The sequence below is a fragment of the Euzebyella saccharophila genome (assembly GCF_014855495.1).
Lineage (GTDB): Bacteria > Bacteroidota > Bacteroidia > Flavobacteriales > Flavobacteriaceae > Euzebyella > Euzebyella saccharophila.
In genome coordinates this window covers 110654-135414 of the sequence record NZ_JACYFJ010000005.1, presented here as the reverse complement: position 1 = coordinate 135414, position 24761 = coordinate 110654, and the positions used below count along the sequence as shown (strand labels likewise).

Annotated in this window: 15 protein-coding genes; 9 read left to right on the top strand and 6 right to left on the bottom strand. The window is 38.4% G+C overall.

What is annotated here, in order from left to right:
• Positions 1-8 precede the first annotated feature (8 nt).
• Entirely contained in the window at positions 9-392 is a 384-nt protein-coding gene (locus IL355_RS14935) for a RidA family protein (RefSeq protein ID WP_192462921.1), read from the top strand.
• A 69-nt stretch (positions 393-461) separates the two neighbouring features.
• Here the strand turns inward: IL355_RS14935 and IL355_RS14930 are convergent, their stop codons facing one another.
• From IL355_RS14930 to IL355_RS14915, 4 genes are all read right to left on the bottom strand, one after another.
• Positions 462-1313, bottom strand: a complete 852-nt coding sequence (locus IL355_RS14930; RefSeq protein ID WP_192462920.1) for an N-acetylglucosamine kinase — start codon at positions 1311-1313, stop codon at positions 462-464.
• Positions 1314-1392: 79 nt separating this feature from the next.
• Complete coding sequence (gene gap / locus IL355_RS14925; protein ID WP_192462919.1) at positions 1393-2394, bottom strand: type I glyceraldehyde-3-phosphate dehydrogenase; 1002 nt, start codon at positions 2392-2394, stop codon at positions 1393-1395.
• A 22-nt stretch (positions 2395-2416) separates the two neighbouring features.
• A complete protein-coding gene (pfkA, locus tag IL355_RS14920; RefSeq protein ID WP_187456885.1) occupies positions 2417-3403 on the bottom strand; it encodes a 6-phosphofructokinase in 987 nt (328 codons plus the stop codon).
• A 251-nt stretch (positions 3404-3654) separates the two neighbouring features.
• A complete protein-coding gene (locus tag IL355_RS14915; protein ID WP_449401712.1) occupies positions 3655-8133 on the bottom strand; it encodes a translocation/assembly module TamB domain-containing protein in 4479 nt (1492 codons plus the stop codon).
• 48 nt (positions 8134-8181) lie between these two features.
• On the opposite strand from IL355_RS14915, the gene tsaD reads away from it, so the two are divergent.
• The 8 genes from tsaD (at position 8182) to IL355_RS14875 (ending at position 22394) form a co-directional block, all read left to right on the top strand.
• Positions 8182-9225, top strand: coding sequence for a tRNA (adenosine(37)-N6)-threonylcarbamoyltransferase complex transferase subunit TsaD (gene tsaD / locus IL355_RS14910; RefSeq protein WP_192462918.1), 1044 nt, complete (start codon positions 8182-8184; stop codon positions 9223-9225).
• Between the two features lie 13 nt (positions 9226-9238).
• On the top strand, positions 9239-9946 hold the full coding sequence (locus IL355_RS14905) for a 16S rRNA (uracil(1498)-N(3))-methyltransferase (RefSeq protein WP_192462917.1): 708 nt from the start codon (positions 9239-9241) through the stop codon (positions 9944-9946).
• A 276-nt stretch (positions 9947-10222) separates the two neighbouring features.
• Positions 10223-10873, top strand: coding sequence for a DUF4159 domain-containing protein (locus tag IL355_RS14900; protein WP_192462916.1), 651 nt, complete (start codon positions 10223-10225; stop codon positions 10871-10873).
• Between the two features lie 48 nt (positions 10874-10921).
• Entirely contained in the window at positions 10922-12022 is a 1101-nt protein-coding gene (locus IL355_RS14895; RefSeq protein WP_192463087.1) for an AI-2E family transporter, read from the top strand.
• 73 nt (positions 12023-12095) lie between these two features.
• Positions 12096-13211 carry a THUMP-like domain-containing protein gene (locus IL355_RS14890; protein WP_317175504.1) on the top strand — a complete coding sequence of 372 codons (1116 nt, stop codon included), beginning with the start codon at positions 12096-12098 and terminating at the stop codon, positions 13209-13211.
• 365 nt (positions 13212-13576) lie between these two features.
• Complete coding sequence (locus tag IL355_RS14885) at positions 13577-16906, top strand: SusC/RagA family TonB-linked outer membrane protein (RefSeq protein ID WP_192462914.1); 3330 nt, start codon at positions 13577-13579, stop codon at positions 16904-16906.
• 51 nt (positions 16907-16957) lie between these two features.
• Positions 16958-18703: a RagB/SusD family nutrient uptake outer membrane protein gene (locus tag IL355_RS14880; RefSeq protein WP_192462913.1), complete on the top strand. Its 1746-nt coding sequence runs from the start codon at positions 16958-16960 to the stop codon at positions 18701-18703.
• 118 nt (positions 18704-18821) lie between these two features.
• A complete protein-coding gene (locus IL355_RS14875) occupies positions 18822-22394 on the top strand; it encodes a VCBS repeat-containing protein (RefSeq protein WP_192462912.1) in 3573 nt (1190 codons plus the stop codon).
• A gap of 45 nt (positions 22395-22439) precedes the next feature.
• Here the strand turns inward: IL355_RS14875 and IL355_RS14870 are convergent, their stop codons facing one another.
• On the bottom strand, positions 22440-23924 hold the full coding sequence (locus IL355_RS14870; protein WP_192462911.1) for a sulfatase family protein: 1485 nt from the start codon (positions 23922-23924) through the stop codon (positions 22440-22442).
• A 26-nt stretch (positions 23925-23950) separates the two neighbouring features.
• Positions 23951-24670: a carboxylesterase family protein gene (locus tag IL355_RS14865; RefSeq protein ID WP_192462910.1), complete on the bottom strand. Its 720-nt coding sequence runs from the start codon at positions 24668-24670 to the stop codon at positions 23951-23953.
• Positions 24671-24761 lie beyond the last annotated feature (91 nt).

Sequence of the window (24761 nt, the reverse complement as noted above, 5' to 3'; positions counted from 1 at the left end):
ATTGTAACATGGAAAAGAAAATTATTAATACTTCAAATGCCCCAGCGCCTATTGGACCTTACAACCAAGCAGTACTTGTTGCGGGCACATTATATATTTCTGGGCAAATACCGCTGGATGCCGAAACCGGAAAACTAATAGAAGGTGACATTAAAGCCGAGACAAGAAAATGTATGGAAAACTTGAAAGCCATACTTACAGAAGCTGGTATGACCTTTGAAAATGTGGTCAAGAGCAGTATTTTTTTAAACGATATGAAGCAATTTGCCAATGTAAATGAAATTTACGGTTCTTACTTTAACGAAGAAACCGGTCCAGCCAGAGAAACAGTTGAAGTTGCCAATCTTCCTAAATTCGTAAATGTGGAAATATCGATGATAGCTGTTGAATAATTTAGCCTACCCCAAGAAAACAAAAAAGGCCCCTATGAAGGCCTTTTTCCATTATTTATAACTCAATCGTTAGAGTGTTTCTCTATGAAATTCCATGAGCCCTTCAATAGGCCTTTGGCGTATAACACCTACGATTAAATCATTTCTTTCCAATACAGTAACCAGTTCCTCCCTTAAGTAATGTGCAATACTGCCCACAAAGTTGATCGGTACTTTGGTGGCAAGCTCAAACTGCATAATGTAATTATTTACAAACTGCTGAAACCCTTTATCGATGACCCCCTTACAATATGGGTGTGCTCTGTTCTCGATTAAAAATCTGGCAAAAGTGGCCAAATACGTATTTGGATTAGGTTGCTTGTATAGGTTCTCCTTGATGACGTCTGGGTCCAAATCGTATTCCTTGGCAAATTTAATGGCCAAATCTTGGGGTATTTTATGAAAATAGTAATCTCTGATCAATTTACGACCAAAGAAATTACCACTCCCGTCATCCATAGGTATATAACCTAAAGAAACCACTTTTTGAAAAAGTTGATGCCCGTCATAATAACTACAATTGGACCCAGTACCTAGAATACAAACTATTCCTTGATGACCGATTTTCGTAGTTGAAAAAATGGCAGCATACGTATCTTCCTTAACATCGGCCACGGCATTGGGAAAAAAATCCTTGAAGATATTTCTCAAAAACTTTTTCATTCTTTCCGTACCGCAACCTGCACCGTAAAAATGTAATCTGGTAACCTCTTTTCTGTTCTTGGAAAGCTCAAAATTATTGGCCAACCTATCCTCGATAACCTCACGGGTAAGTACTTCTGGGCTCAACCCAAGCGTTTGGGTCAAAAAGAGCTGTTCCCCATTTTCATCAAGGGCTATCCAATCAGATTTTGTGGCACCGCTATCTACAATTAAAATCATATAAACCGTTTAAAAAAGAAATCCTGAAAATAAGCAAATTTCGCCCACTTTCAGGATTCCATAGCAAATACATTAAATATTATAAACTAGCAACGTGTTGCACCATATCTACCATTTTGTTGGAGAAACCGGCTTCGTTGTCATACCAGCTTATCAACTTGTAGAATTTAGAATTCAACTCGATACCGGCACCTGCATCAAAGATACTTGTGCGTTTATCACTTACGAAATCTTGAGAAACAACAGCTTCCTCAGTATATCCTAAAACACCTTTCAATTCGCCTTCAGAAGCCTCCTTGAATGCTTTTTTGATTTCTTCGTAAGAAGTTTCTTTTTCCAATTTTACGGTCAAATCAACAACTGAAACATCAGCCGTTGGAACCCTAAATGCCATACCGGTTAATTTACCTTCCAATGCAGGAATCACCTTAGTCACGGCCTTGGCAGCACCTGTAGAAGCAGGAATAATATTAAGCATAGCACTTCTACCACCTCTCCAGTCTTTTTTGGAAGGACCATCAACGGTCATTTGTGTAGCAGTAGTTGCGTGAACGGTAGTCATCAAACCTTCTGCAATACCAAAGTTATCATTCAATACTTTAGCCAATGGAGCCAAACAGTTAGTAGTACAAGATGCATTGGAAACGATGGTATCCGTAGCTTTAACATCTTTATGGTTAACCCCCATTACGAACATTGGAGCATCTTTGGAAGGAGCGGAAATAACCACTTTTTTGGCACCACCGTCAATATGGTATTGAGCAGTTTCCAAAGTTGTAAAGATACCTGTACACTCTGCAACCACTTCAACACCAACAGCATCCCATTGGATACTTTTTGGGTCACGCTCTGCGGTAATTCTTACAGTGTTTCCGTTTACAATTAAGTTACCACCTTCAACTTCTACTGTACCGTCGAATTTACCGTGTACAGAATCATATTTTAAAAGGTAGGCCAAGTGCTCAACATCCAAAAGGTCATTGATAGCTACTACGTTTACACCTTCTCTCTTAACGGTTTCCCTAAAGACCAATCTTCCAATACGGCCGAATCCGTTAATTCCTATTTTTAAGTTTGACATGTGTTTTTGTTTTTAGAATTAATTACGTTGTCATTATTTCAGAAACTCTAATAAGTTCCTTATCTATTTTTGTATGACCCTTAATAGCTTTGCTAATCGGGGTCAATATAATTTTGTTGTTCTGAACACCAACCATAAAATTGGTTTGGCCCTCTAATAGGCTTTCAACCGCCTTAACACCCATTCTACTTGCCAAGACCCTGTCATAACAAGAAGGAGCTCCACCACGCTGCATATGCCCTAACACGGATACACGCACGTCATAAATAGGTAAGTGCTTTTCTACATATTCCTTAAGTTCAAAAACGCTCTTTCCGGTCTTATCACCTTCGGCTACAACCACTATACTGGAAGACTTACCTGATTTCTTGCTACGCTTCAAGGACTCCAATAGCCTTTCCAGCCCTCTGTTGTGTTCAGGAATCAAAATCTCCTCTGCACCTGCTCCAACACCTGTATTCAAAGCAATATGACCCACATCCCTACCCATAACCTCTACAAAAAAGAGTCTGTTATGGGAACTTGCGGTATCGCGGATTTTATCAATCACCTCAACTACCGTATTCATGGCAGTATCATACCCCACCGTATTGGAAGTACCAAAAATATCGTTATCAATAGTACCCGGTATACCTATAATTGGAAAGTGGTATTCTTGACCAAAGACCATGGCTCCGGTAAAACTTCCGTCTCCACCAATCACTACGAAGGCATCAATACCTTCGGCTTTTAGTTGTTCGTATGCTTTTTTACGCCCTTCGGGAGTTCTAAAATCATCACAACGAGCAGATTTTAATATGGTTCCGCCCTTATTGATAATATTATTGACGCTCCTTGCGTCCATAGGCTTAAAATCGCCCTCAATCATTCCTTGATACCCTCTGTAGATTCCAACACAATCTACCTTCATGTAGGCACAAGTTCTCACCACCGATCTGATGGCCGCATTCATGCCCGGAGAATCGCCTCCAGACGTTAAAACGCCTATCTTTTTTATCTCTGAAATCATTAAAAAAAACTAAGTTGCAATAATAACAAACTTATTTGAAACTTGCAGACAGATCTATATCAAATTTATGTCAAAGATTGTTACGAAATCGTTGTAAACTTCACACTTTCTGCCACGCAATCCTAAATTTCTTTCTTGAACACTCCCCAAATGGTCTAATTTTTAAGAATTTGTAGTTAGAACATTCCCAAAAAGCCTTAAATACTCAGTTAAAGGGCTACAATTACTTAGTCGCAAGAAAGCTAATAAAATTACTTTTTAAGCCTTTTATCCTTGGGATAGAACCGCAGTAAACTATCACGCCCCATTACCGCAGTAGGCGTGGATTCTGGTGAAGGTAGTTTTTCTTTGTCGGGAGTTTGATTGTTTTCCCTTTTAAGTATGGAACGAAATAACTGACGAAAACTATTAAAGTCTACTTCGTATTGAAGACCCACTCCTTGGGTGTAGCCAAACCTATCTGCCAAATAATCCTGGATTTCGCTTTCCCTATTAAAGAACTTAGCACTTAAGGTTCCTTCTTCATTCAGCAGTAACTGAATTTCAAAATCCCCGGCCACCACGGTTTCCGTTGTACCACCAATAGGCACCCCTACCTTTCCATTGAAGAGAACGCGATCACTTATTTGTGTAGATACTGTAAATCCAATCCGGTTCTCTGTTTGAAAGTCCGCATTACGGTCCAAAACCCCCTGCTCATAGGATAGCCCTAAATTAAAATTATCATTATCTCCCAATACCTGATTCAACAATCCTGAAGCCGATTGCAATAAATTACCGGTCACCGCCTGTTGGTTAATACCTGTCTGGTCATTAACAAATGAACCTTGAGCCAAAAGAACAAGAGCATTTTGTTCCTCTACGGTAGGATCCTGTAGACGGTATTCCAACTCCGATTTGATGATGGAGTTGGTACCGGGAAAATCTATATTAAATTCAATATCCGGACTTTCAAGGTCATCTGTGAGCTTGATGACTACTTCTGTTGGAAGTCTTCTGGTATAACCCGGATTGTCCAATAAAGGTGCGGGATTGGCATTTAGGGAATACACCGCTTCCAGATCCAATGTAGCTTTTAAGGGCTCACGATCCCAAACAATGGTTCCCCCTGGTTTTACTTGAAATGTTTTGTTGATTACTCCTCCAAATTTATAATTGTATTGGCCGTTTACCACAACAAAATCTCCGTACATCTCAAAGGCACCTCGCGTATTGATCCGAATTAAAAGAATACCTACTCCACTACCTCTTAAGGAACTACCTGTTCTGGTATCGGTTACAATTTCTACTTCGGCATCAGGGGTAACATCAAGGTCAAATGTTAATTCCAACCCTTGAAATTCATCCAAAACCCTGGTCTCTTCTATTTTGTTATGACCGTTCTTTTCAACAAAGTTTATAAAGGAATAATCCCCTATGGTAGCCACATCGCTTAAGGGAATTTTTAAAGAAGTACCGGGAGCCGTACTTCCCTCCACATTAATATTCAGTGCATTGGTAGGCCCAAAAATCCTGCCCTTCCCATTTAGGAACCCTGTACCATAGTATAAGACCTCTTCCTCAAAATCCGTATTTAAAATAAGAAGTCTATTGTCGTTGGTATCAACATTTAAATCAAGTATCCAATCATCAAAATACGAATGACTGATGGTTCCATCAAGGGTGGCTTTGGTATTTTTAGCAACATCGGTCACCCTAATATTATCAAAATCGAATGTTTGCTTGGTTAAATTAACCCTGGAATTCTGTGCAAAATTATAATCCACATTAAGATAGGGTATACCAATACCGGCATTATCCAAGGTAAGGATACCACTAAACTCGGGATTGTCCACAGGGCCGTCTATACGCGCATTTCCGCTTACATCCCCTCTAATATTACTAATAATATCCTCGCCCAAGGGAGCGAAAGGCTCAAGATCAAAATCTTCAAAATTCACCAAAAGCTTGGCCTCGGGCATATCGCCCTGATTCAAGATATTCCCAACAATACCCAGTTTCTCCCTACCTTGATCGGTTATCTGAGAATTGACTACGAAATCCGTTAAATCCTTATTACCGACAATACCCAAGGAAAGATCCCCTAACCGAATATCATTTATGGAAAAATCCTCCACTCCTAAATTGGAAGAGGGCAGATAAACATTATCCCTTTGGAGAATATTTAAGGTTCCATTTACCTCGCCCTGTAATTTAAGACTATCTATGGCCGGTGTAATCTTGTTGAGGGAAACAATTTTAAATTGAAGCTGCAGATCTTTGTACGTAGAGTCCGCCAATTCACCGCGAAGCCTTATTTGCTCTTCCTCGCTATTGTTCATGACAATTTCCTCAATATTGATACTATCCAAAGTGCGGTTAATGATTACCTTATTTTTATCATTACCTTCTTTGTTCAACACCCATGTATTGCCCTTAAAACTGACATCTGAGGTTTTGAGCCCGATGACCGATTTATTCTCTTTGTTAAAAGTATGGTAGAAATTGAGATTGTAGCTGTCATTGAAATTACTACCTCCCTTAAATTCCGTACGGAAAAACAAGGTGTCCTTTAGCGTTGTGTTAATGAGCTTAAAATCCTGAACATCATAATAACTGGTCCTTAAGTCCCCCACGGAGACAAACGTATTAAAAAGAGGATTTTTGTTGTCTATCTTCACATCAATACTATCCGCCTCATTGCCATAGGCCACAATGCTTGGTGATTTAAAATTAAGTTTAAAGTCGCCATCATCAGCAACGATATTTCCGCGGATAAAAGTGTTTGGGTCAAACCGAACTTCCGGAAAGAAAACATCTACAATCTTGTTATATATTTTAAAGTTGAATGCCAAGGTCTGCCCTTCGGAAATGGTAAAAGGCCTATAATTGGTGTAGATACTACCCAAAGAGTTTTGTACCAGCCTACCCAACTCCTTAACACGAAAATTGCCCTTCATATATCCAGTGATAATGTCCGGTGAGTTGATATCTATCACGCGTGTAGTATCGCTTTCAAACTTTGAAGAAACCTTAAAATCCTCAAAATAATAAGTGTCATTCTGATTTTGGAAAACAGTTTTGGTAAAATTGACATCCCCTACCAAGTTATCAAGTGTATTTCCTGTGATGTTCATATTCACATTTCCTTTGAAAATGGAAATACTATCATTTATAAAGTTGAGTTTGTTCAAATCTGCATAATCCACGGACGCAATGAAGTTGAAATCATTCCGGTCCTCTCCAAAATCTGCCAACCCTTTAAAACTGAATTTTAGATTTTCATCATTACTTAACAGCGTACCATCAAATAATTGTTCCTTGAGGATACCACTAACCTTGATATTACTGTAGTCATAATTATTGAAGTTCACCGAGTATACCTCTCCAATCACCTCCGTATTCAAGGTCTCTTGTACAAAGCCCTGTCCTTCTACATTAAAATCCAAACTGGTTTTGCCTAGACGCTTGTTTTCCACAAATTCACCCAAATCAAAATCGATCAAGCTTACAAACCCATTGTAGGTGGCATTATCAATATTATTTACATTGGTGAGCTGCAGGTCTGCATAACTACTTCCAATGGCCGTATTTAAATTTACTTTGGCATCAATAGAAGTTTCGGTAATTGTGGCATCGCCACGAATGGTGAATTGACCTAATTTTTGAAAGGAAGACGGCAAGGATTTCCCCAATATGTTGGGCATTAGCGATCTTAATTCATAATAACTGGAAGTTACATTTTTCATGCTCGCCATCATCACAAATGGCTTGGACCGTGTAAAAAGGTTCCTAAAATTAAAATCTCCTCTTATACCCGTATTATCAGATTGAAGAAAGAGTTCTTCCGTGTTTAGATTATTTAGAACGCCGCTAACCCGTGTAGAAAAATTTACCTCTTTACCGCTCCCAAATTGGTTGTACAGCATATTAATTTCATCAAAGGCAAGGGCAGATTCTTCAAACTCTGCATCAACTTTCACCTTGTTCAAGAAATCTGCAAAGTCTTTTCGCTCATAATTAAATTCCAACTGTCCTTTCAGATGTGAACCCGAAGTTTTAATTAAGAGTGAATCAAAACTCATTCGCTGCTTGGTATATTTAAAATCCGTGGCCATGTGAGCTACATCAATACCTCTTTGGCTTGCAAATGACATATCATTGATGCCAACACTAACCTCCGGTCCCAAAATCAAGAAATCATCCGCAACAATGTTCAGGTTACTAAAATTCAGGATTTCCTCTGTTTCAAAGTTTTCATCCAACAACCTAAAATTGCTATTTGCTATATCAATATGTGAGGAAGAGAAATAAAATGGATCAGTACCAGGTTTTCTGGGCTTACCATCGTCCAATTTATCTATGAAAACTTCAAGATTGGTGTTCTTGTCATCCTTGTAAGTTTTTAGCTTAAAGTCTAACCGGTCAATAGCAATATCACCAAATTCTAGACGACCTTTGGTTAAATTACGCATACTAAGCACCGAAGTTGTTAACCTATCAATATGAAAAAGCGTATCTTTCTTGTAATCCTCAATAAAGACACCTTGCAAATTGGTATCCCATGTTATTAGGGAAATTCGCAATTTTTCAATGGTAATATTTACGTCAAAATCTTTGTTAAGCGTATTTGTGGCATACTGTGCAAACCTAGTCTGAACGATGGGCAAAGAAAGAACCAGCGTACCCAGGACACAGATAACAAGAAGCACCAAAAGGGTCCTAACCAGTATTTTTCTTAGTTTTTTGATAGGGTCAATATGTTTTACCTTTGCCTTTCAACTATTATTCCAAACTAAATGGAAAATAAATCAATTTATATTCTGGCCATTGAATCTTCTTGTGACGATACTTCTGCGGCGGTACTTTGCAATAAAAAAGTGCTTAGTAATGTAACCGCTACACAAAAAATTCATGAGGAATACGGAGGTGTCGTACCTGAACTTGCATCAAGAGCGCACCAGCAGAATATTGTACCTGTAGTGCATCAGGCTTTGAACAAGGCAAATATCGATAAAAAACTAATATCTGCCATAGCTTTTACAAGGGGACCTGGATTAATGGGATCTTTATTGGTAGGTACTTCGTTTGCCAAATCCTTGGCACTGGGATTAGACATCCCGCTTATAGAAGTCAACCATATGCAAGCCCATATTTTAGCGCATTTTATAGAGGGGCAAAATGATGAAATGCCCGAATTTCCATTTTTGGCCATGACCATTAGTGGAGGACACACTCAAGTGGTTCTTGTAAAGGATTTTTTTGATATGGAAATTTTAGGTGAAACCTTGGATGATGCCGTGGGCGAGGCCTTTGACAAAAGTGCCAAGATTTTGGGCCTACCTTACCCTGGCGGACCTTTAGTGGATAAATATGCCAGAGAAGGAAACCCAAAAGCTTTTACCTTTCCCAAACCAAAGGTAGTAGGTCTTAATTTTAGCTTTAGCGGCCTTAAAACAAGTATTCTTTATTTTATACAAAAGGAAACGGCCAAAAACCCAAATTTCATAAAAGAGAACATAGCGGATATTTGCGCCTCCATACAATTTACGATTATTAATATTCTGATGGACAAGCTTAAAAAAGCCGTCAAAGAAACCGGCATAAAACAAATTGCCATTGGAGGAGGTGTTTCTGCAAATTCCGGCATTAGGGAAGCCCTAAAAATGGCCGAGAAAAACAAAGGATGGAAAACCTTTATTCCAAAATTTGAATATTGTACGGATAATGCCGCTATGATCGGTATCGTTGGCCAGCTCAAATACGAAAAAGGCAATTTCACCAATTCATCCGTTAGCGCCAAGGCCAGATATACTATCACCCAAGCAGAGCAACCCATTTGATAAACCTATAACCATGCAGCTGTTTTACCATCCGCAATTAGACCAAAGTGTTAGTCAATTTACTTTTCCCGAAGAAGAGAGCAAACATATAGTACGCGTATTGCGAAAGAAGGTTGGCGACCAACTAATGGTAACCAACGGTAAAGGCTTTCTGTTCACTACGGAAATCATTTCTTCCGAACCCAAAAGGTGCAAGGCACAAGTACTCAAAGCACAAAAAAAACATCAAAAAATGCATTGGTTCCATATGGCCGTGGCACCAACCAAAACCAATGACCGATTTGAGTGGTTTTTAGAAAAAGCCACAGAAATAGGTATCAATGAAATCACCCCTATTTTTTGTGAACACTCCGAAAGAAAAACGGTTAAAAAAGAACGCTTGGAAAAGGTATTACTTTCCGCTATGAAGCAAAGTTTACGCACCTACCTTCCAATACTTAATGATGCCATTAGCTATAACGACTTCCTGAAAAAAGAACACAGTGGGCTTTTATTTATCGCGCATTGTGAGGAAGACGAAAAAGTTGAACTCAAGCGTAGAGTGGCCCCGGACAAAGATATCACCATCTTAATTGGACCTGAGGGGGATTTTAGTACGCAGGAGATAAAAAGCGCCAAGGAAAGGGGCTTTTTGCCAGTTTCCTTAGGGGATAGTAGGTTAAGAACGGAGACAGCGGCTTTGGTCGCTTGCACAACGGTCAACCTCATCAATAATGGCTAAAAATCAAATTTAACCAACCTATTTCTTGAAATCACTAAGTTTGAATTAAGACAATACAAACGGAAAGTATTACTTTCAAAGACCGCAATTAACATTCTCACAATAAGAATTTTAAAATTAAAAATTCACTAGCCCAGATGTATTAAAAGCTGTACAGCAAAAAATGTTTCATTTGAAAAATAGCGTTCCAAGCTTTTTAATTGTTTTATTTCGAAGGATGATTTTTAAAGACACTATTCATACATTTGAGTTATTGAACCAAAGGGTCAAACTACTATGAAAAAACTATTGCTAATCAGCTTATTGTTGACCTCTTTTTCTTTTCTCACTCTTACAGCCCAGGAGGTTGCTATTTTAAAGTACAAAGGCGGTGGTGATTGGTATGCCAACCCTACCGCACTTCCCAATCTTATAAAATTCTGCAATACCAATATTCAAACCGCTTTGGATGAAAAACCTCAAACCGTTGAAGTAGGAAGTCCGCTTATTTTTCAATACCCCTTTCTACATATGACGGGACATGGCAATGTAGTTTTTTCGGAGGAAGAAGCTGCAAACCTTAGGGACTATCTTTTTTCGGGAGGCTTTTTGCATATAGACGACAACTATGGAATGGCTCCTTATTTAAAAAAAGCGCTGCAACAGGTTTTCCCTAACCAAGAGTTAGAAGAAATTGGTCGAGACCACCCTATTTTCAATAGTTCGTTTCCATTCCCAAATGGATTACCGAAAATTCACGAGCACGACGGAAAACGTCCTCAAGCGCTGGGTATTTTTCAAGAAAACAGGTTGATTTTGTTATTCACAACAGAAAGTGACTTAGGTGATGGATGGGAAGACCCATCTGTTCATAATGACCCAGAGGATGTTAGACAAAAGGCATTGCAAATGGGGGCAAATATCATTTCATACGTCTTTAAAAACTAACCGCCTGTAAAAGCGAAAAACAAGATGAGCAAGACACCAGAGAGAAAAATAAATTCTAAAATGATTTCCCAAGGAATTTTAAGGGCCGTAGGAATTATTTTGGGAGTTGTACTAGTACTTTATTTTTTATGGCAAATTCAATCCGTAATTGCGTATTTGGCCATTGCAGCCGTTATTGCTTTGATAGGTAGACCCATTGTTCTTTTCTTGAGACGAAAGCTTAAACTACCCAACACCCTGGCCGTTATCCTCACCATGATTTTCATGGTTGCCATATTGGCCGGCATCATTTCGCTTTTTGTGCCACTAATTTCTGAACAAGGTAAAAACTTGGCCCTATTGGATATAGATAAACTACAGGCAAACATCAACACCCTTTACGTTGAAATTACTGAATATATTGGCGCATCACCCGAAGTGGTTGGCGAAATATTGCAAGAAAGCGAACTGGAAAAGACATTGGTAGACAGGCTAGATATTGGGTTCATCCCCAATTTTCTAAATTCCTTTCTAAATGTTCTCAGCACAGCAAGCATAGGATTGTTTTCCGTTTTGTTCATTTCTTTTTTCTTTTTAAAGGACAGCAACCTCTTTCAAAGGGGAATTTTGGCGTTTGTTCCACAAAACAAGGAAACTGGCACTGTAAACTCCATAGACAAAATTAACAACCTACTTTCAAGGTACTTTGTAGGGCTCCTTTTACAGATATTCATCCTCTTTGTCATTTACACTATCACCCTGTTAATTGTGGGTATAGAAAACGCCATTGTTATCGCCTTTTTATGTGCCCTTTTTAACATCATTCCTTATGTCGGCCCAATTATTGGCGGAGCTATTATGATCGTCCTGACTATGACCAGCAATTTAGGCATGGATTTTAGCACCGTAATACTACCTAAAACAGGTTATGTTCTAATTGGTTTGGTTGTAGGCCAATTGGTGGATAATTTCTTTTCACAACCATTTATTTTTTCTAATAGTGTCAAATCCCATCCACTAGAAATTTTCCTTATCATAATTATTGCCGGATTACTTTTTGGGGTAGTAGGAATGATCATTGCCGTACCGGGATATACCGCTATAAAGGTCATTTTGAAAGAATTTTTAGCCGAAAACAAGCTAGTAAAATCACTCACCAAAACTTTATAGTTAAGATTTGAATACTAATATTTTAAAGACTGGTGTACAGAATTTTATAAAAAATTCAAAACACACTGACACTGTGTCGGTTTTGCTAAAAAAACCACTTTTTGAGGATGTTTCCAATAAAGAATTAGCTGAGCAAATTGAAGCATATCACAAGACTAAAAAAAAACTTCCCCATTGGTCAAAATCTGCCAACATATACTACCCCAACAAACTTAATATTGAACAAACATCCTCTGAAATTACGGCAAAATACAAAGCCGAAATTTTAGGAGGTAAATCACTCGTAGACCTTACCGGAGGATTGGGTGTAGACAGTTACTTTTTCAGTAAAAAATTTGAGAAAATAATCCATTGTGAAATCAGTGAAAATCTATCGGTGATTGCACGTCATAATTTTAAGGAACTTGGAGCAAACAACATCATTTCCCTAAATAAAAACGGAATAGAGTTTTTGAGGGAGACAAAAGAGCGATTTGATGCTATTTTCGTTGACCCATCCAGAAGAGATTCCTTAAAAAAGAAGGTTTTTATGTTACAGGATTGCACTCCTGATATAATCGAAAATCTAGAATTACTTTTAAATAAATCCAATCAAGTACTAATAAAGACATCTCCGCTTTTAGATATTAGTTTAGGACTAAAAGAACTCACCAATGTTCATGAGATTCATATTGTGGCTGTGGAAAATGAGGTCAAAGAACTCTTATGGTTAATTAAAAAAGAAGCTTTAAAAGAACTCACCATTGAGACTGTAAACATTCACAAAAAAGGCGTACAACAATTTCAATTTGACTATAAGGATGAACAAGAAGCAACGGCAACATTTTCAAATCCGTTACAATATCTGTATGAACCAAATTCTGCAATTCTAAAATCCGGTGCTTTCAAAATCATCAGTCAACAACTGGGTATTCACAAATTACATGAGAATAGCCACCTCTATACTTCAGAAAACATCATACACTTTCCTGGAAGAAGATTTAGAATTGAAAAGTTCTTACCATACAATAGAAAATCTCAGAGAGAGCTAAAAGGAATAAAAGCCAACATTAGCACAAGAAACTTTCCTCTATCAGTTCAAGAAATAAGGAGCAAACACAAAATACAGGACGGAGGCTCCCACTATATCTTCTTTACTAAGCTAATGGACGCTACCACTTCCTTCTTAATTTGCTCTAAAACACCCTAAAATCATCCTTCTTCTATTTAAAAAGTTAGGCTCAAAAACAACAAGTAAGAAATTTAAAAAATGTAGGAAAATATGTTTTAAATATAAACTGCAAACCGAATTAGCCTAAAACTAAAATTGACAAATTAGGACGTCTTTTACTGCAATAACCTCAACAAATTCGGGTATTTAAAAGAATCACATAATTTTTAAAAGTATAAAACATATTTTTAAAAATTTACATTTTCACATTAACGACCTTAAATTATCATAAAATTTTGTTATCATTACACTTGTTTTATGGTTTTCTTAACTCTTGCTGTCGTCTAGAATTTGAAAAATCAGTAAAAACTCAATTCAATTAAAACTAACAAACAACAATTATTATGAATCAAAAACTCGTTTATGATTCGTTAAAGTCCAAGGGAAAAAACTCCCTCGCGGGATTAGGACTTTTATCGATTTTAATGCTGGGGTCCCAAGCGACTCTAGCGAATCCCGAACCTGAAAATAGAATTTCAGTAAGTATTTTTCAGTCAACCGTTTCAGGAACCGTCCTAGACAGTGAGGGTGTTCCCCTTCCTGGAGCCAACGTTTTTGAAAAAGGAACCACAAATGGCACCCAAACCGACTTCGATGGAAATTTCAGTCTAGAAGTAGATTCACAAGCTACTCTTGTGATAAGTTATTTAGGCTTCAAATCACAAGAAGTGACCGTCAACGGACAATCGACGATTACTATCACCTTGGCAGAAGATGCAGCTGCCTTAGAAGAGGTGGTCGTAACCGGTTATCAAACAGAAACTAAGCGAGAAACCACGGCAGCCGTTTCAGTTGTACAAGCTGAAAAATTAGCAGCCATACCATCGGGTAATGTAGAACAACAATTACAAGGTAGGGTAGCAGGTGTAACTGTTTTAACAAACGGTCAACCAGGGACGACATCCCAAATAAGAATTCGAGGGTTTGGTGCATTTGGAGGTAATGAGCCTCTATATGTCGTTGATGGATTACCTGTTGGCAATACCGAGTTTCTAAACCCTGATGATATTGCTACCACCACAGTACTTAAGGATGCGGCGGCTGCCTCTATTTATGGAGCTAGAGCTGCCAACGGGGTTGTTGTTTACACAACTAAATCCGGTTCAAGAGGTAAACGTAAAACAGAAATGACAATTAACATTTCTAGCGGTGTCAGCGACCCTAATTCCAATGGAGCAATAGAAACATTGAGCCCCTTTGACCAGGCCAGATATACCCATATTGCGTACGAGAATAATGCCGCAGTAAGCGGAGACCCTGTAGTTTACAATCATCCACAATATGGGTCCAATCCTACCCCAGTATTACCGGAGTACTTATATGCAGACGGACTGAACGGTGTTTCAGCAAGTGAAATTAATTTTGCAGAAATAGCACAAAACTATGAGAATGACCCAGAGAATACATTTTTGATCAAGTCCAATTTGGCGGGAACTAATTGGTATAAAGAAATCACTAGGATTGCACCTATAAGTAGGTTCACCGTTGGTTTTGATGGCGGTACCGATAATGGACGCTTCTATTCAAGTATATCAGGTCAGACTCAAGCTGGTATATTATTGAATAATGATTTTGAAAGGTATACGGCTAGATTTAATTCTGAATGGGATATTGCTCCATGGCTCAGTATTGGAGAAAACTTTCAAGTTACCTATAGATCCGTTACAGGAGGGTTCGGTGGTGAAGGTGGCATTGGTGGAGCTGATGACGAATCGCGTATTACCGATGCCATTCGTATGTCGCAGATAATACCTGTCTATGATGAATTTGGCAGTTTTGCAAGTACTAAAGCTGCCGGTTTCGGTAACCCTAGAAACCCTGTAAGAGTTTTGAAAAACGATGATGGAAATGATCAGGCCTATGGAATTGGGGGAACCGGTAACGTATACGTTCTATTAAAACCTATCGATGGTTTAACGCTACGCTCAAGCCTTGGTGGAACCTATAATAATTCACATTATGTGTCATACAGTTATAGATATCTTGGAGATGCCGAGCCACAGGCAAATAATGGTTTTAGTGAAGGAAGTAGCTACTTTTTTGGATGGACTTTTACCAATACTGCTAGTTACGATAAGACATTTGGGAAACATCGAATTAAAGCATTGGCTGGTGTAGAAGCTTTAAATACAGGAAAAGGTAGAAACATCAATGGTTCTGGTACTAATCCGTTTTCGACTGATGTAGATTTCCAAAGCCTGAGTGTTGTACAAAATCCAGTAGTCAACAGTAGCCAATTTAAGGGAGTAAATTTTTATTCGATTTTTGGCAAACTCGATTATAATTTTGATGAGAAATACTACCTTACAGGCGTTCTACGTAGAGATGGTGCCTCCCGATTTGGTGGCAATAATAGATATGGGGTATTTCCTGCTGTATCAGGTGCCTGGAGAGTTATTGCAGAACCATTTTTACAAAACCAAGATATTATTTCCGACCTGAAAATTCGTGGTGGATGGGGCCAAATGGGTAACTCAAACAATGTTAATCCAAATAACCAATACTCACTTTACGCATCTGACAGAGGAGGTACATTTTATCAAACTACTGGCCAAGCTTCCGGTGCAGATGAAGGGTTTGCTGCTAGCCGTATTGGAAATCCTAATGCAAAGTGGGAGACAAGTACTAGTACAAACATCGGTTTTGACTTAAGCCTATTTAATAACAGACTTGAGTTTATCCTCGATTGGTGGAAGAAAGATACAGAAGACCTACTTTATCAATTGCCTCTTCCTGGAGTAACAGGAAATTTTGCGGCGGCCCCTTCGGTTAACATAGCAAAAATGTCCAATAAAGGAATAGATTTTGAAATCATAGGAAGAGGAAATTTAGCTGATGACTTTACCTTTGAAGCCAGTGTAACGGCGGCATTCTTAAATAATGAGATTGTATCCCTTGCACCTGGATTAGATTTTTTTGATGGCCCTGCTGTAAGGGATATACGAGCAACTAGAAATGCCGTTGGCCAATCTTTATCAGCTTTCTACGGATATAATGTTATAGGTTATTTTAATTCACAGGCCGAGGTTGACGCCAACGTTTATGTCAATGATGAAGGAGAAACTTTACCAGCGCAAGACGGACAAGGTTTAGGAAGGTTTAAATATGAGGATGTTAATGGAGATGGAAGAATAACTCCAGACGACAGAAAATTTTTGGGTAGCCCTGTACCTGATTTTACGGGAGGTCTAACTCTTAATCTAAAATACAAGCAATTAGAATTTGAGACATTTTGGTACACCTCAATAGGTAATGAGATTTGGAATCAAACTAAATGGTACACTGATTTCTATGGTACTTTTGAAGGAGCGGCCAAAGGTACTGCCGCTTTTAAATCATGGACACCAGAACTAGGTAATAACGCAGTAGCGCCCAGATGGGAAAGTGCCTCTAATTTTAGTACAAATACTGTGGGTAATTCGTGGTATGTAGAAGACGGAACCTATGTGCGCTTACAACGCATAGGTCTATCATACGATTTTAGAGAATTGACGGAAAGATTGGGTTTGACTAAATTAAAAATAGGTCTGGCCGCTAACAATATTTGGACTATTACCAACTATGGAGGTATCGACCCAGGAGTTGGAGGTGGCGTTGATACTAATTTCGGTATAGACATTGGTAATTATCCTGTTTCCCCCCAATATTTAATCAACTTTGAAATTGGAATTTAAATTTTAAGAAGATGATAATATCAATTGTAAAACGATATATAGAAAAAAGTTATGAAAACAGATAAAAATACAAATAGGCTAATAATTGTTTTTGCGCTAATGCTTGGACTTATTCTATCTTGTAGCGATGAGTTTCTAGAGGTTCCTCCTACAGGCGTGCTGGCTGATGCACAGGTAAGTACTGCTGATGGAATTGACGGCCTCTTAATAGGTGCATATTCAATGCTAAATGGTGCATTAACAGGAAACAGGGGTTCAACACCTAACAACTGGCTAACTGGATCAATTTTGGGCGGAGATGCAAATAAAGGAACCGATCCAGGTGACGGAGCAAACCTTGCAACCTTTCAAAGGTTTCAAGCTGATGCCACATTCGCTGAAATCAATGAATTATGGAATGCTCGTTATGAAGGTGTCAATCGTTGTAATGTAGTTTTAAGAACTGTTGAAGAAAACCTAGATGCGCTTACCACTGAGAAAGCCACTAGTGTAAGAGCTCAAGCGCGAATGCTCAGAGGGCACTTTTATTTCGATTTAAAGAAACAATTTAACAACATCGTTGTTTTTGACGAAAATGTACCTACTGAAGAAATTCCCGAAATTCCAAATAACGGTGATGCTTGGGCTCAAATTGAAGCTGATTTTCAATTTGCCTATGATAATTTGTCAGTTCAAACCGATGCCGGAAGAGTAAATAAATGGGCGGCGGCGGCATATATGGGTAAGGCTAAATTATACCAAGGTAAATACGCCGAGGCCAAAGAATGGTTCGACGATTTTATTGCAAACGGGGTAAATTATAATGGAGAAAAGTTTGCTTTGCTGCCCAGTTACCCAGAGATTTTCAATGCAGAGAATGATAACCATAATGAAACAATTATGGATGTAGAATCTTCCAACGCTACCGGTAGTGTACGTAATGCTAACTGGTTTGACGATTTGAACTATCCATATCTTACTGGAGTTGAAGGTCCAGGGGATTGCTGTGGTTTCTTTCAACCTAGCTTTGAATTAGCAAACTCGTTTAGAACTACTGCGGAGGGACTACCGCTTCTTGACAAGTCTTATAGAGATCCAGAAAATGAACTTGTTACCGATATGGGAATTGCATCTACAGAAGCTTTTACTCCCGATAGCGGTCCTTTAGACCCAAGAATTGACTTTTCCGTTGGTAGAAGAGATATTCCTTATTTGGGTTGGAAACCACATCCAGGGCAAGCTTGGATTCGAGTGCAAAGCTATGGGGGGCCTTATTCTCCCAAGAAATTTGTTTATTACGCCGGTCAAGATGGATCATTTACTGATACCAGCTCATGGACAAGGGGTTACGCTACCATGAATTATCCTATCATTCGTTATGCTGATGTACTTTTAATGGCTGCGGAAGCAGAAATAGAAGCAGGAAGTTTGGAACAAGCTCGTACCTATGTTAATATGGTTAGAGAAAGGGCTGCTAACTCAGAATTCTGGATTAAGAATGATGATGGTTCTGACGCAGCTAATTATGTAATCGCTGAATACCCTGAATCTCAATTTGCAACTCCCGAATCTGCAAGAGAGGCGGTATATTTTGAAAGAAAACTTGAACTTTCGGGAGAAGGCCACAGATTTTTTGATTTGGTTCGATGGGGAATTGCTGATCAAGAGATCAATGAATACTTGGACTACGAAGTGCAGTATTTGCAAAGCGCCTATTCAGGAGCTCAATTTACCCCCGGTAAAGATGAGTATAGGGCAATACCACAAACTCAATTAGATTTACAACCTGGAGTTCTAACTCAGAATCCGGGGTATTAAAATAATTCTTAAATCAACTAAAGCTGCTCTCTTGAGAGCGGCTTTTTTTGTTTCTTAACCTTAGTTCTTTCATATTTGTCCTACAGGACTATCTACCTAATTATTTAATTTCAATTACATGAAATATATCAGCTATTTTCCAGCTCTTGGTCTATTTGCTCTTTTGCTCATTAATTGTGAGGAAAAAAAGCCAGTATCCAAATTTGTACAAGTTGATTCCCAAGTGTCAGGTTTACTATTCAACAATCAATTGGCTGAAAATGACTCTATTAATATAATCGACAACGAATTTGTTTATAATGGCGCAGGTGTGGCCTTAGGTGATTTAAATGGTGATGGGCAGGATGATATATTTTTTGCTGGAAATCAGGTAGCAAATAAACTATTTCTAAATAAGGGAAATTTAAAGTTTGAAGATATATCAAGTCTCTCAAAAATTCAGAAAACTGATTCCCTACTATGGTCTTCCGGCGTTACTTTGGTGGATGTTAACGCTGATGGAAAATTGGATATTTATGTTTGTAATACCTTTAGAAAGCAAGACTCCAGACGCAAAAACCTGTTGTACATAAATCAGGGAAATAACGATAGTGGCATACCGGTATTTAAAGAATTATCTGAATCATTTGGTCTTGACGATGATACATATTCTTCCCACGCCCAGTTTTTTGATTACGATAGGGATGGTGATTTAGATTTGTTCATAGGCGTAAACAGGATAGAAGGAATTGACCCCACTGAATTTAGACCTCTTGAAGATGATGGCACCTCTATGAGCAAGGATAGATTATATGAAAACACGTATAATGATAGCCTTCAACAACAAGTTTTCATCAATGTATCGGACAAGGCTGGAATTAGGTATCATGGGTATAGTCATAGTACGGTAATTAATGATTTTAATGAGGACGGTTGGCCAGATATCTATGTTGCCAATGATTTTTTAAGTAATGATCTATTGTACATCAATAATCAAGATGGAACATTTACCAATAGAGCCAGGGATATGTTCAAACATTTTAGCCTTTCCTCTATGGGTAGCGATATTGCGGACATTGACAATAACGGGTCTTTAGAACTGTACACCACAGAAATGCAGCCGTACTACAACAAGAGAAAAAAGCTCTTTCAAGGTCCAAGTAGTTACCAAAAAGAAATTTTTACCAAAAAATACGATTACGAAAAGCAATACACTCGCAATACCTTGCAAACAAGCCATGGTATAAATCCAGAAACAGGCCTCCCCATTTTTGGTGAAATTGCAATGCATAGCAATGTAAAAGAGACAGATTGGAGCTGGACTCCCCTATTTGCCGATTATGATAATGATGGTCTACAAGATTTGTTCATTACCAATGGTTTTCCAAAAGATGTAACTGACCGAGATTTTGGGGATTTTAGATCAACAGCTAGCAGACTTGTAAGTAAGGAAAAATTAATTGAGGCAATTCCAGAAATTAAGATACCCAACTTCATGTTTCAGAATGAGGGTAATTTAGAATTTACCGATGTTACCGATTCTTGGGGTCTCAACTTCCCTACTTATTCCAGTGGTGCCGCTTATGGAGATTTAGATAACGATGGTGATCTTGACCTTGTTGTCAACAACATTAATAGTAATGCACTGTTATTAGAAAATAAATCCAATTCAGGAGAGAACATCAATCATTATGTAAGGATAAAGCTGATTGGAGAAAAAATTAATAGGCAAGCCATAGGCTCAACTGTTGAGATTTTTATGGATAGCATTAGGCAGAAAAAAACACTACTCTCGGGTAGAGGCTATTTGTCGCAACCGGAGAGTAATTTGCACTTTGGCTTGGGCCGGAGACTGAAAGTAGATAGTGTTATTATAACTTGGCCCAATACAAAAAAACAAACATATTATGAAATAGAAGCTGATAGCATCTACCAAATCACATATAATCCTAATAATATACAAAACCAAAAAAACAGTGCCCCAAAGTCAACCCCTCTATTTACGAAAGTTTCGGATACCGTAAACCTTAAACACTTTAGTAGGGATATTGATTTTATTGACTTTAACTTTCAGAGAACCTTGCCCCATAAATTTTCGCAATATGGCCCCGCATTGTCCGTTGGCGATATTAATGGCGATGGGTTGGATGATATGTTTGTCGCTTCAAGTAGAAATTTTAAGGAAAAATGGTTTATCCAACAAGACAATGGCACTTTTCTTCAACAAGAAGTAGCCTACAAAACTTCGGAAAATCTTGAGGAGGAGGATGCGGGAACCCTTTTGTTCGATGCTGATAATGATGGGGATTTAGACTTATATATAGCGAGGGGCTGTGCACAGTACCCTGAAAAACATATTTATTATCAAGATGTTTTATTGATAAACGATGGAAAGGGCAATTTTGAGCAAACAGATACTGCGCTACCAACGCTTACAAGCAATGCATCTTCCGTAAAGGCCGCGGATTATGATAGAGACGGAGATTTGGATTTATTTATAGGAAGCCGGGTACTTCCTTTTGCATATCCAATGGCTGATCGATCCTACATTCTAAAAAATGAAAGCGCCAATGGCACACCTAAATTTGTTGATGCAACGGCCAAAGTATCAAAACAACTAGTAAGACCAGGCCTTATTAGCGATGCCTTATGGACAGATTTTAATAATGATAATTGGCCAGATTTAATACTTGCATCTGAATGGGCTCCTTTAAGATTGTTTAGAAACAATAAAGGGGCATTGATTGAAATTACCGAAGATTCTGGTATTGCTGATCATTCGGGTTGGTGGAACAGTCTTGCTGCTGTAGATTTAGATAATGACGGAGATATGGATTATATAGCCGGTAATGTGGGAGAAAATATCAACTTTAAGGCCACACCTCAAGAGCCAGTAAAAGTCTATGCCAAGGATTTGGACAATAATGGATCTATAGACCCTCTTATTTCATATTTTTTGAGAGATAGCATAGGTACAAAAAAGGAGTATCTGTACCATCCGTGGCAAGACGTGACCAAGCAATATGTAGGAATTAGGAAAAAATTCAATTCGTTTGGGGAGTTTGGAGAATCAACCCTACCAGAAATGTTTTCAGATGGTTTACTTAATGATGCAAAAGTACTTTCATTGAATTACATGAAGAGCTCTTGGATAGAAAACTTGGGTGATGGCAAATTTAAAATGCATTCTCTTCCAGTATCTGCACAACTCGCACCAATTTTTGGTATTCTACCCTATGATGTGAATGATGACACCCTAATGGACTTGATGTTAATTGGTAATGATTTTGGTATGGAAGTACAACAAGGTCCCGCAGATGCCTTGGTAGGAGTTGTTTTAATAAATAAAGGGCAAGGACAATTTAAAACCGTTTCTCTTGCAGAATCGCAGTTTTTTGTTCCTGGTGATGGCAAAAGTCTGGTTCACTTGAACACCAAAAATGACACTAACATTATTATTGCTTCCCAAAATAACGACTCCTTAAAGATTTTCAAGGCCAACAGAAATAATATAACTAAGAGCCTGAGAGTCAAACCAAATGAAGTTAAGGCTAAGGTGGCATACAAAAATGGCAGCAAGAGGTTAATTGAATTCTATTATGGGAACACCTTCCAATCGCAATCAACTAGAACTATTCAATTAAATGAGCATATTGAAAAAATTGACTTATTCACCAATAAGGGAGAGCTAAGCAGAACAATAGGTAATTAAATTTTGTACTAAAAAAAGCCCCAGATTTTCTGGGGCAGTATAGTATCAATATTCATTAGGATGCTTATAATCCCCATACCTATATTTAATAGTTCTTTTTAAGGGTATTTGCATTCCTTTGGTTTCTTCCAACCAATCATAAATGGCAGTGGACATGGATTTAACAATGTCCTGTTTATCAGGGTCTGCAATTAAATTGTACATTTCATCTGGGTCATTCTGCAAATCGTAAAGCTCATTACGGTCCCAGATACCTTGAAATTTCATGTATTTGTATTTATCCGTTCGCATACCAAAAACCGTTGGGGTCATGGGAAAGTCATATTCCCAAAAGTATTCGTAAAAAACCTCAGTTCTTCTTGGTGCGTTTTTGTCTCCGGACAAAATAGGAATAAAAGATACCCCAGGCATTTGTTCAGGTTGTTTTACTCCCGCTTCAGCCAAAACGGTAGGACCAATATCAATATTCTGTACCATAGCCTTTGGTTTTACGCCCCCGTCAAAAATTTCAGGACACCTAACTAATAAAGGAACTTTTACGGACTCTTCATAAAAATGGCGTTTATCTATTAAACCGTGTTCTCCCCAGCTAAACCCATTGTCTCCCATATAAATGACTAGAGTGGACTCATCCAAACCCTCATCTTTTAAATATTGCATAACGGCACCAACACTTTCATCCACCCCCAAAAGGGTTTCGCAATAATCCACCACCATTTCATGAATATCCCTATTATCATGGTACATGTAATCCACCCCATGCCAACTTACTCGCTGATCAGCTACCCACTGGGGCCATTTTAAATCTTTATAGGCGCCTGTTTTAGTCTGGTCGTAAGTAGAAGGAAGGTCAATTTTCTTACCCGCGTACGTACCTTTATGTCTACGGGCGGGTTTAAAGGCAGCATGCACAGCTTTGTGGGAGAGATATAGAAAAAAGGGTTTTTCCTTATCCCTATTCTTCATCCAATCTATGGCATGGTCCGTTAGCAAATCGGTAATATAGGTAGAATCTTTATAAGCAATTCTCTCTCCATTAATATTTAAAGTGGGGTTGTAATACACCCCTTGACCGGGAAAACTTTCCCAGTGCGAAAATCCTGGTTGGGGCTCATCCCCATGGTCACCCATATGCCATTTTCCAAAAAAGCCTGTCTGATAACCCGCTTTTTGAAGATACTGTGGAAAATAGGTTAAGTTACCCGGGTCAGGTGCCTGATTATCTACAATGGTATGGGAGTGCGAAAATTGTCCTGTTAATATAGAAGCCCTACTAGGTGAACATAAAGAAGTAGTTACAAATGCATTGGAAAAATAGGCTCCTTCTTCAGCAAGTTTATCCATGTGCGGTGTTTTTAACCAAGGTACCTTACCTGTAAATCCCATATAATCATATCTGTGATCATCGGTTAAGATAAAAACTACATTTCTAGGTTTCTTTTTACCTTTTTTATCGATGGGGTCGGTATTAGACCTGACAGAATAACTAAGTGCCAAAAAGCAGATTAATACTAATTTTAGTGTTTTCATAGTGTTCAAGTTGAAATTGTTCTAGTTTATTTCGGTTCCCTAGACTGGTCCATAAGCCACTCATAGAGCTCTTCTGTATTGTAAGCTTGCACCCAAGAGTCATGGCCCACCCCTGGGTAATTGGTAAAACGGACCTCGTATCCCATAGACCTTAATCTGTTCACCATATTTTCCGATTCACTAAAAGGAATAGATTCATCTTCCTCTCCGTGAAACACCCAAATACCCAGCTTTTTATCGATCCAAGAGGCATATGGTAAAGGAGCCATACCACACACAACGGCCAGAGCGGCAAATTTCTCCGGATACTGAACTACCATTTCCCAAGCAGCTCCACCTCCCCTACTCAAACCTGTTAAATAAATACGATTTTTATCCACGTTATTGTTTTCCACAACAGTTTCCAATAATTGGTTCACCGCCCTGGTATTCCACCATTTTTTTCTATGGGGATTCTGCGGCGCCAAAATGAGAAAAGGAAATTTTTTACCTCTGGCAATTAATTTTGGAGGTCCATTTCTTTTTACGGCCACCAAACTATCCCCAGATTCTCCTCCTCCGTGTAGAAAAAGAAGTAGTGGAAATTTCTCATTTGATTTTTCATCGTAGCCCTCTGGATAATATAAATAGTAATCTAACTTTTCCTTGGTTACTGTTTCATAACTATCATCTATTAATCTTGATGATTGAGACGCACATCCTTGAAAAGCAAAACAAAGGACAAGCATCCAAGTAAATTTGGGCATACAATGTTGATTTGGGTTACTAATTTTGAAAGAGATTAAATTACAAATAAATGTGAACGGTTACAAAAAAGAAACGGACACCTGTCGGTAT

Bases quoted from the DNA above. Each gene is read 5' to 3' on its own strand.
- IL355_RS14935 (WP_192462921.1), top strand. From the start codon at position 9: ATGGAAAAGAAAATTATTAATACTTCAAATGCCCCAGCGCCTATTGGA.
- IL355_RS14930 (WP_192462920.1), bottom strand. From the start codon at position 1,313: ATGATTTTAATTGTAGATAGCGGTGCCACAAAATCTGATTGGATAGCC.
- gap (WP_192462919.1), bottom strand. From the start codon at position 2,394: ATGTCAAACTTAAAAATAGGAATTAACGGATTCGGCCGTATTGGAAGA.
- pfkA (WP_187456885.1), bottom strand. From the start codon at position 3,403: ATGATTTCAGAGATAAAAAAGATAGGCGTTTTAACGTCTGGAGGCGAT.
- tsaD (WP_192462918.1), top strand. From the start codon at position 8,182: ATGGAAAATAAATCAATTTATATTCTGGCCATTGAATCTTCTTGTGAC.
- IL355_RS14905 (WP_192462917.1), top strand. From the start codon at position 9,239: ATGCAGCTGTTTTACCATCCGCAATTAGACCAAAGTGTTAGTCAATTT.
- IL355_RS14900 (WP_192462916.1), top strand. From the start codon at position 10,223: ATGAAAAAACTATTGCTAATCAGCTTATTGTTGACCTCTTTTTCTTTT.
- IL355_RS14885 (WP_192462914.1), top strand. From the start codon at position 13,577: ATGAATCAAAAACTCGTTTATGATTCGTTAAAGTCCAAGGGAAAAAAC.
- IL355_RS14880 (WP_192462913.1), top strand. From the start codon at position 16,958: ATGAAAACAGATAAAAATACAAATAGGCTAATAATTGTTTTTGCGCTA.
- IL355_RS14875 (WP_192462912.1), top strand. From the start codon at position 18,822: ATGAAATATATCAGCTATTTTCCAGCTCTTGGTCTATTTGCTCTTTTG.
- IL355_RS14870 (WP_192462911.1), bottom strand. From the start codon at position 23,924: ATGAAAACACTAAAATTAGTATTAATCTGCTTTTTGGCACTTAGTTAT.
- IL355_RS14865 (WP_192462910.1), bottom strand. From the start codon at position 24,670: ATGCCCAAATTTACTTGGATGCTTGTCCTTTGTTTTGCTTTTCAAGGA.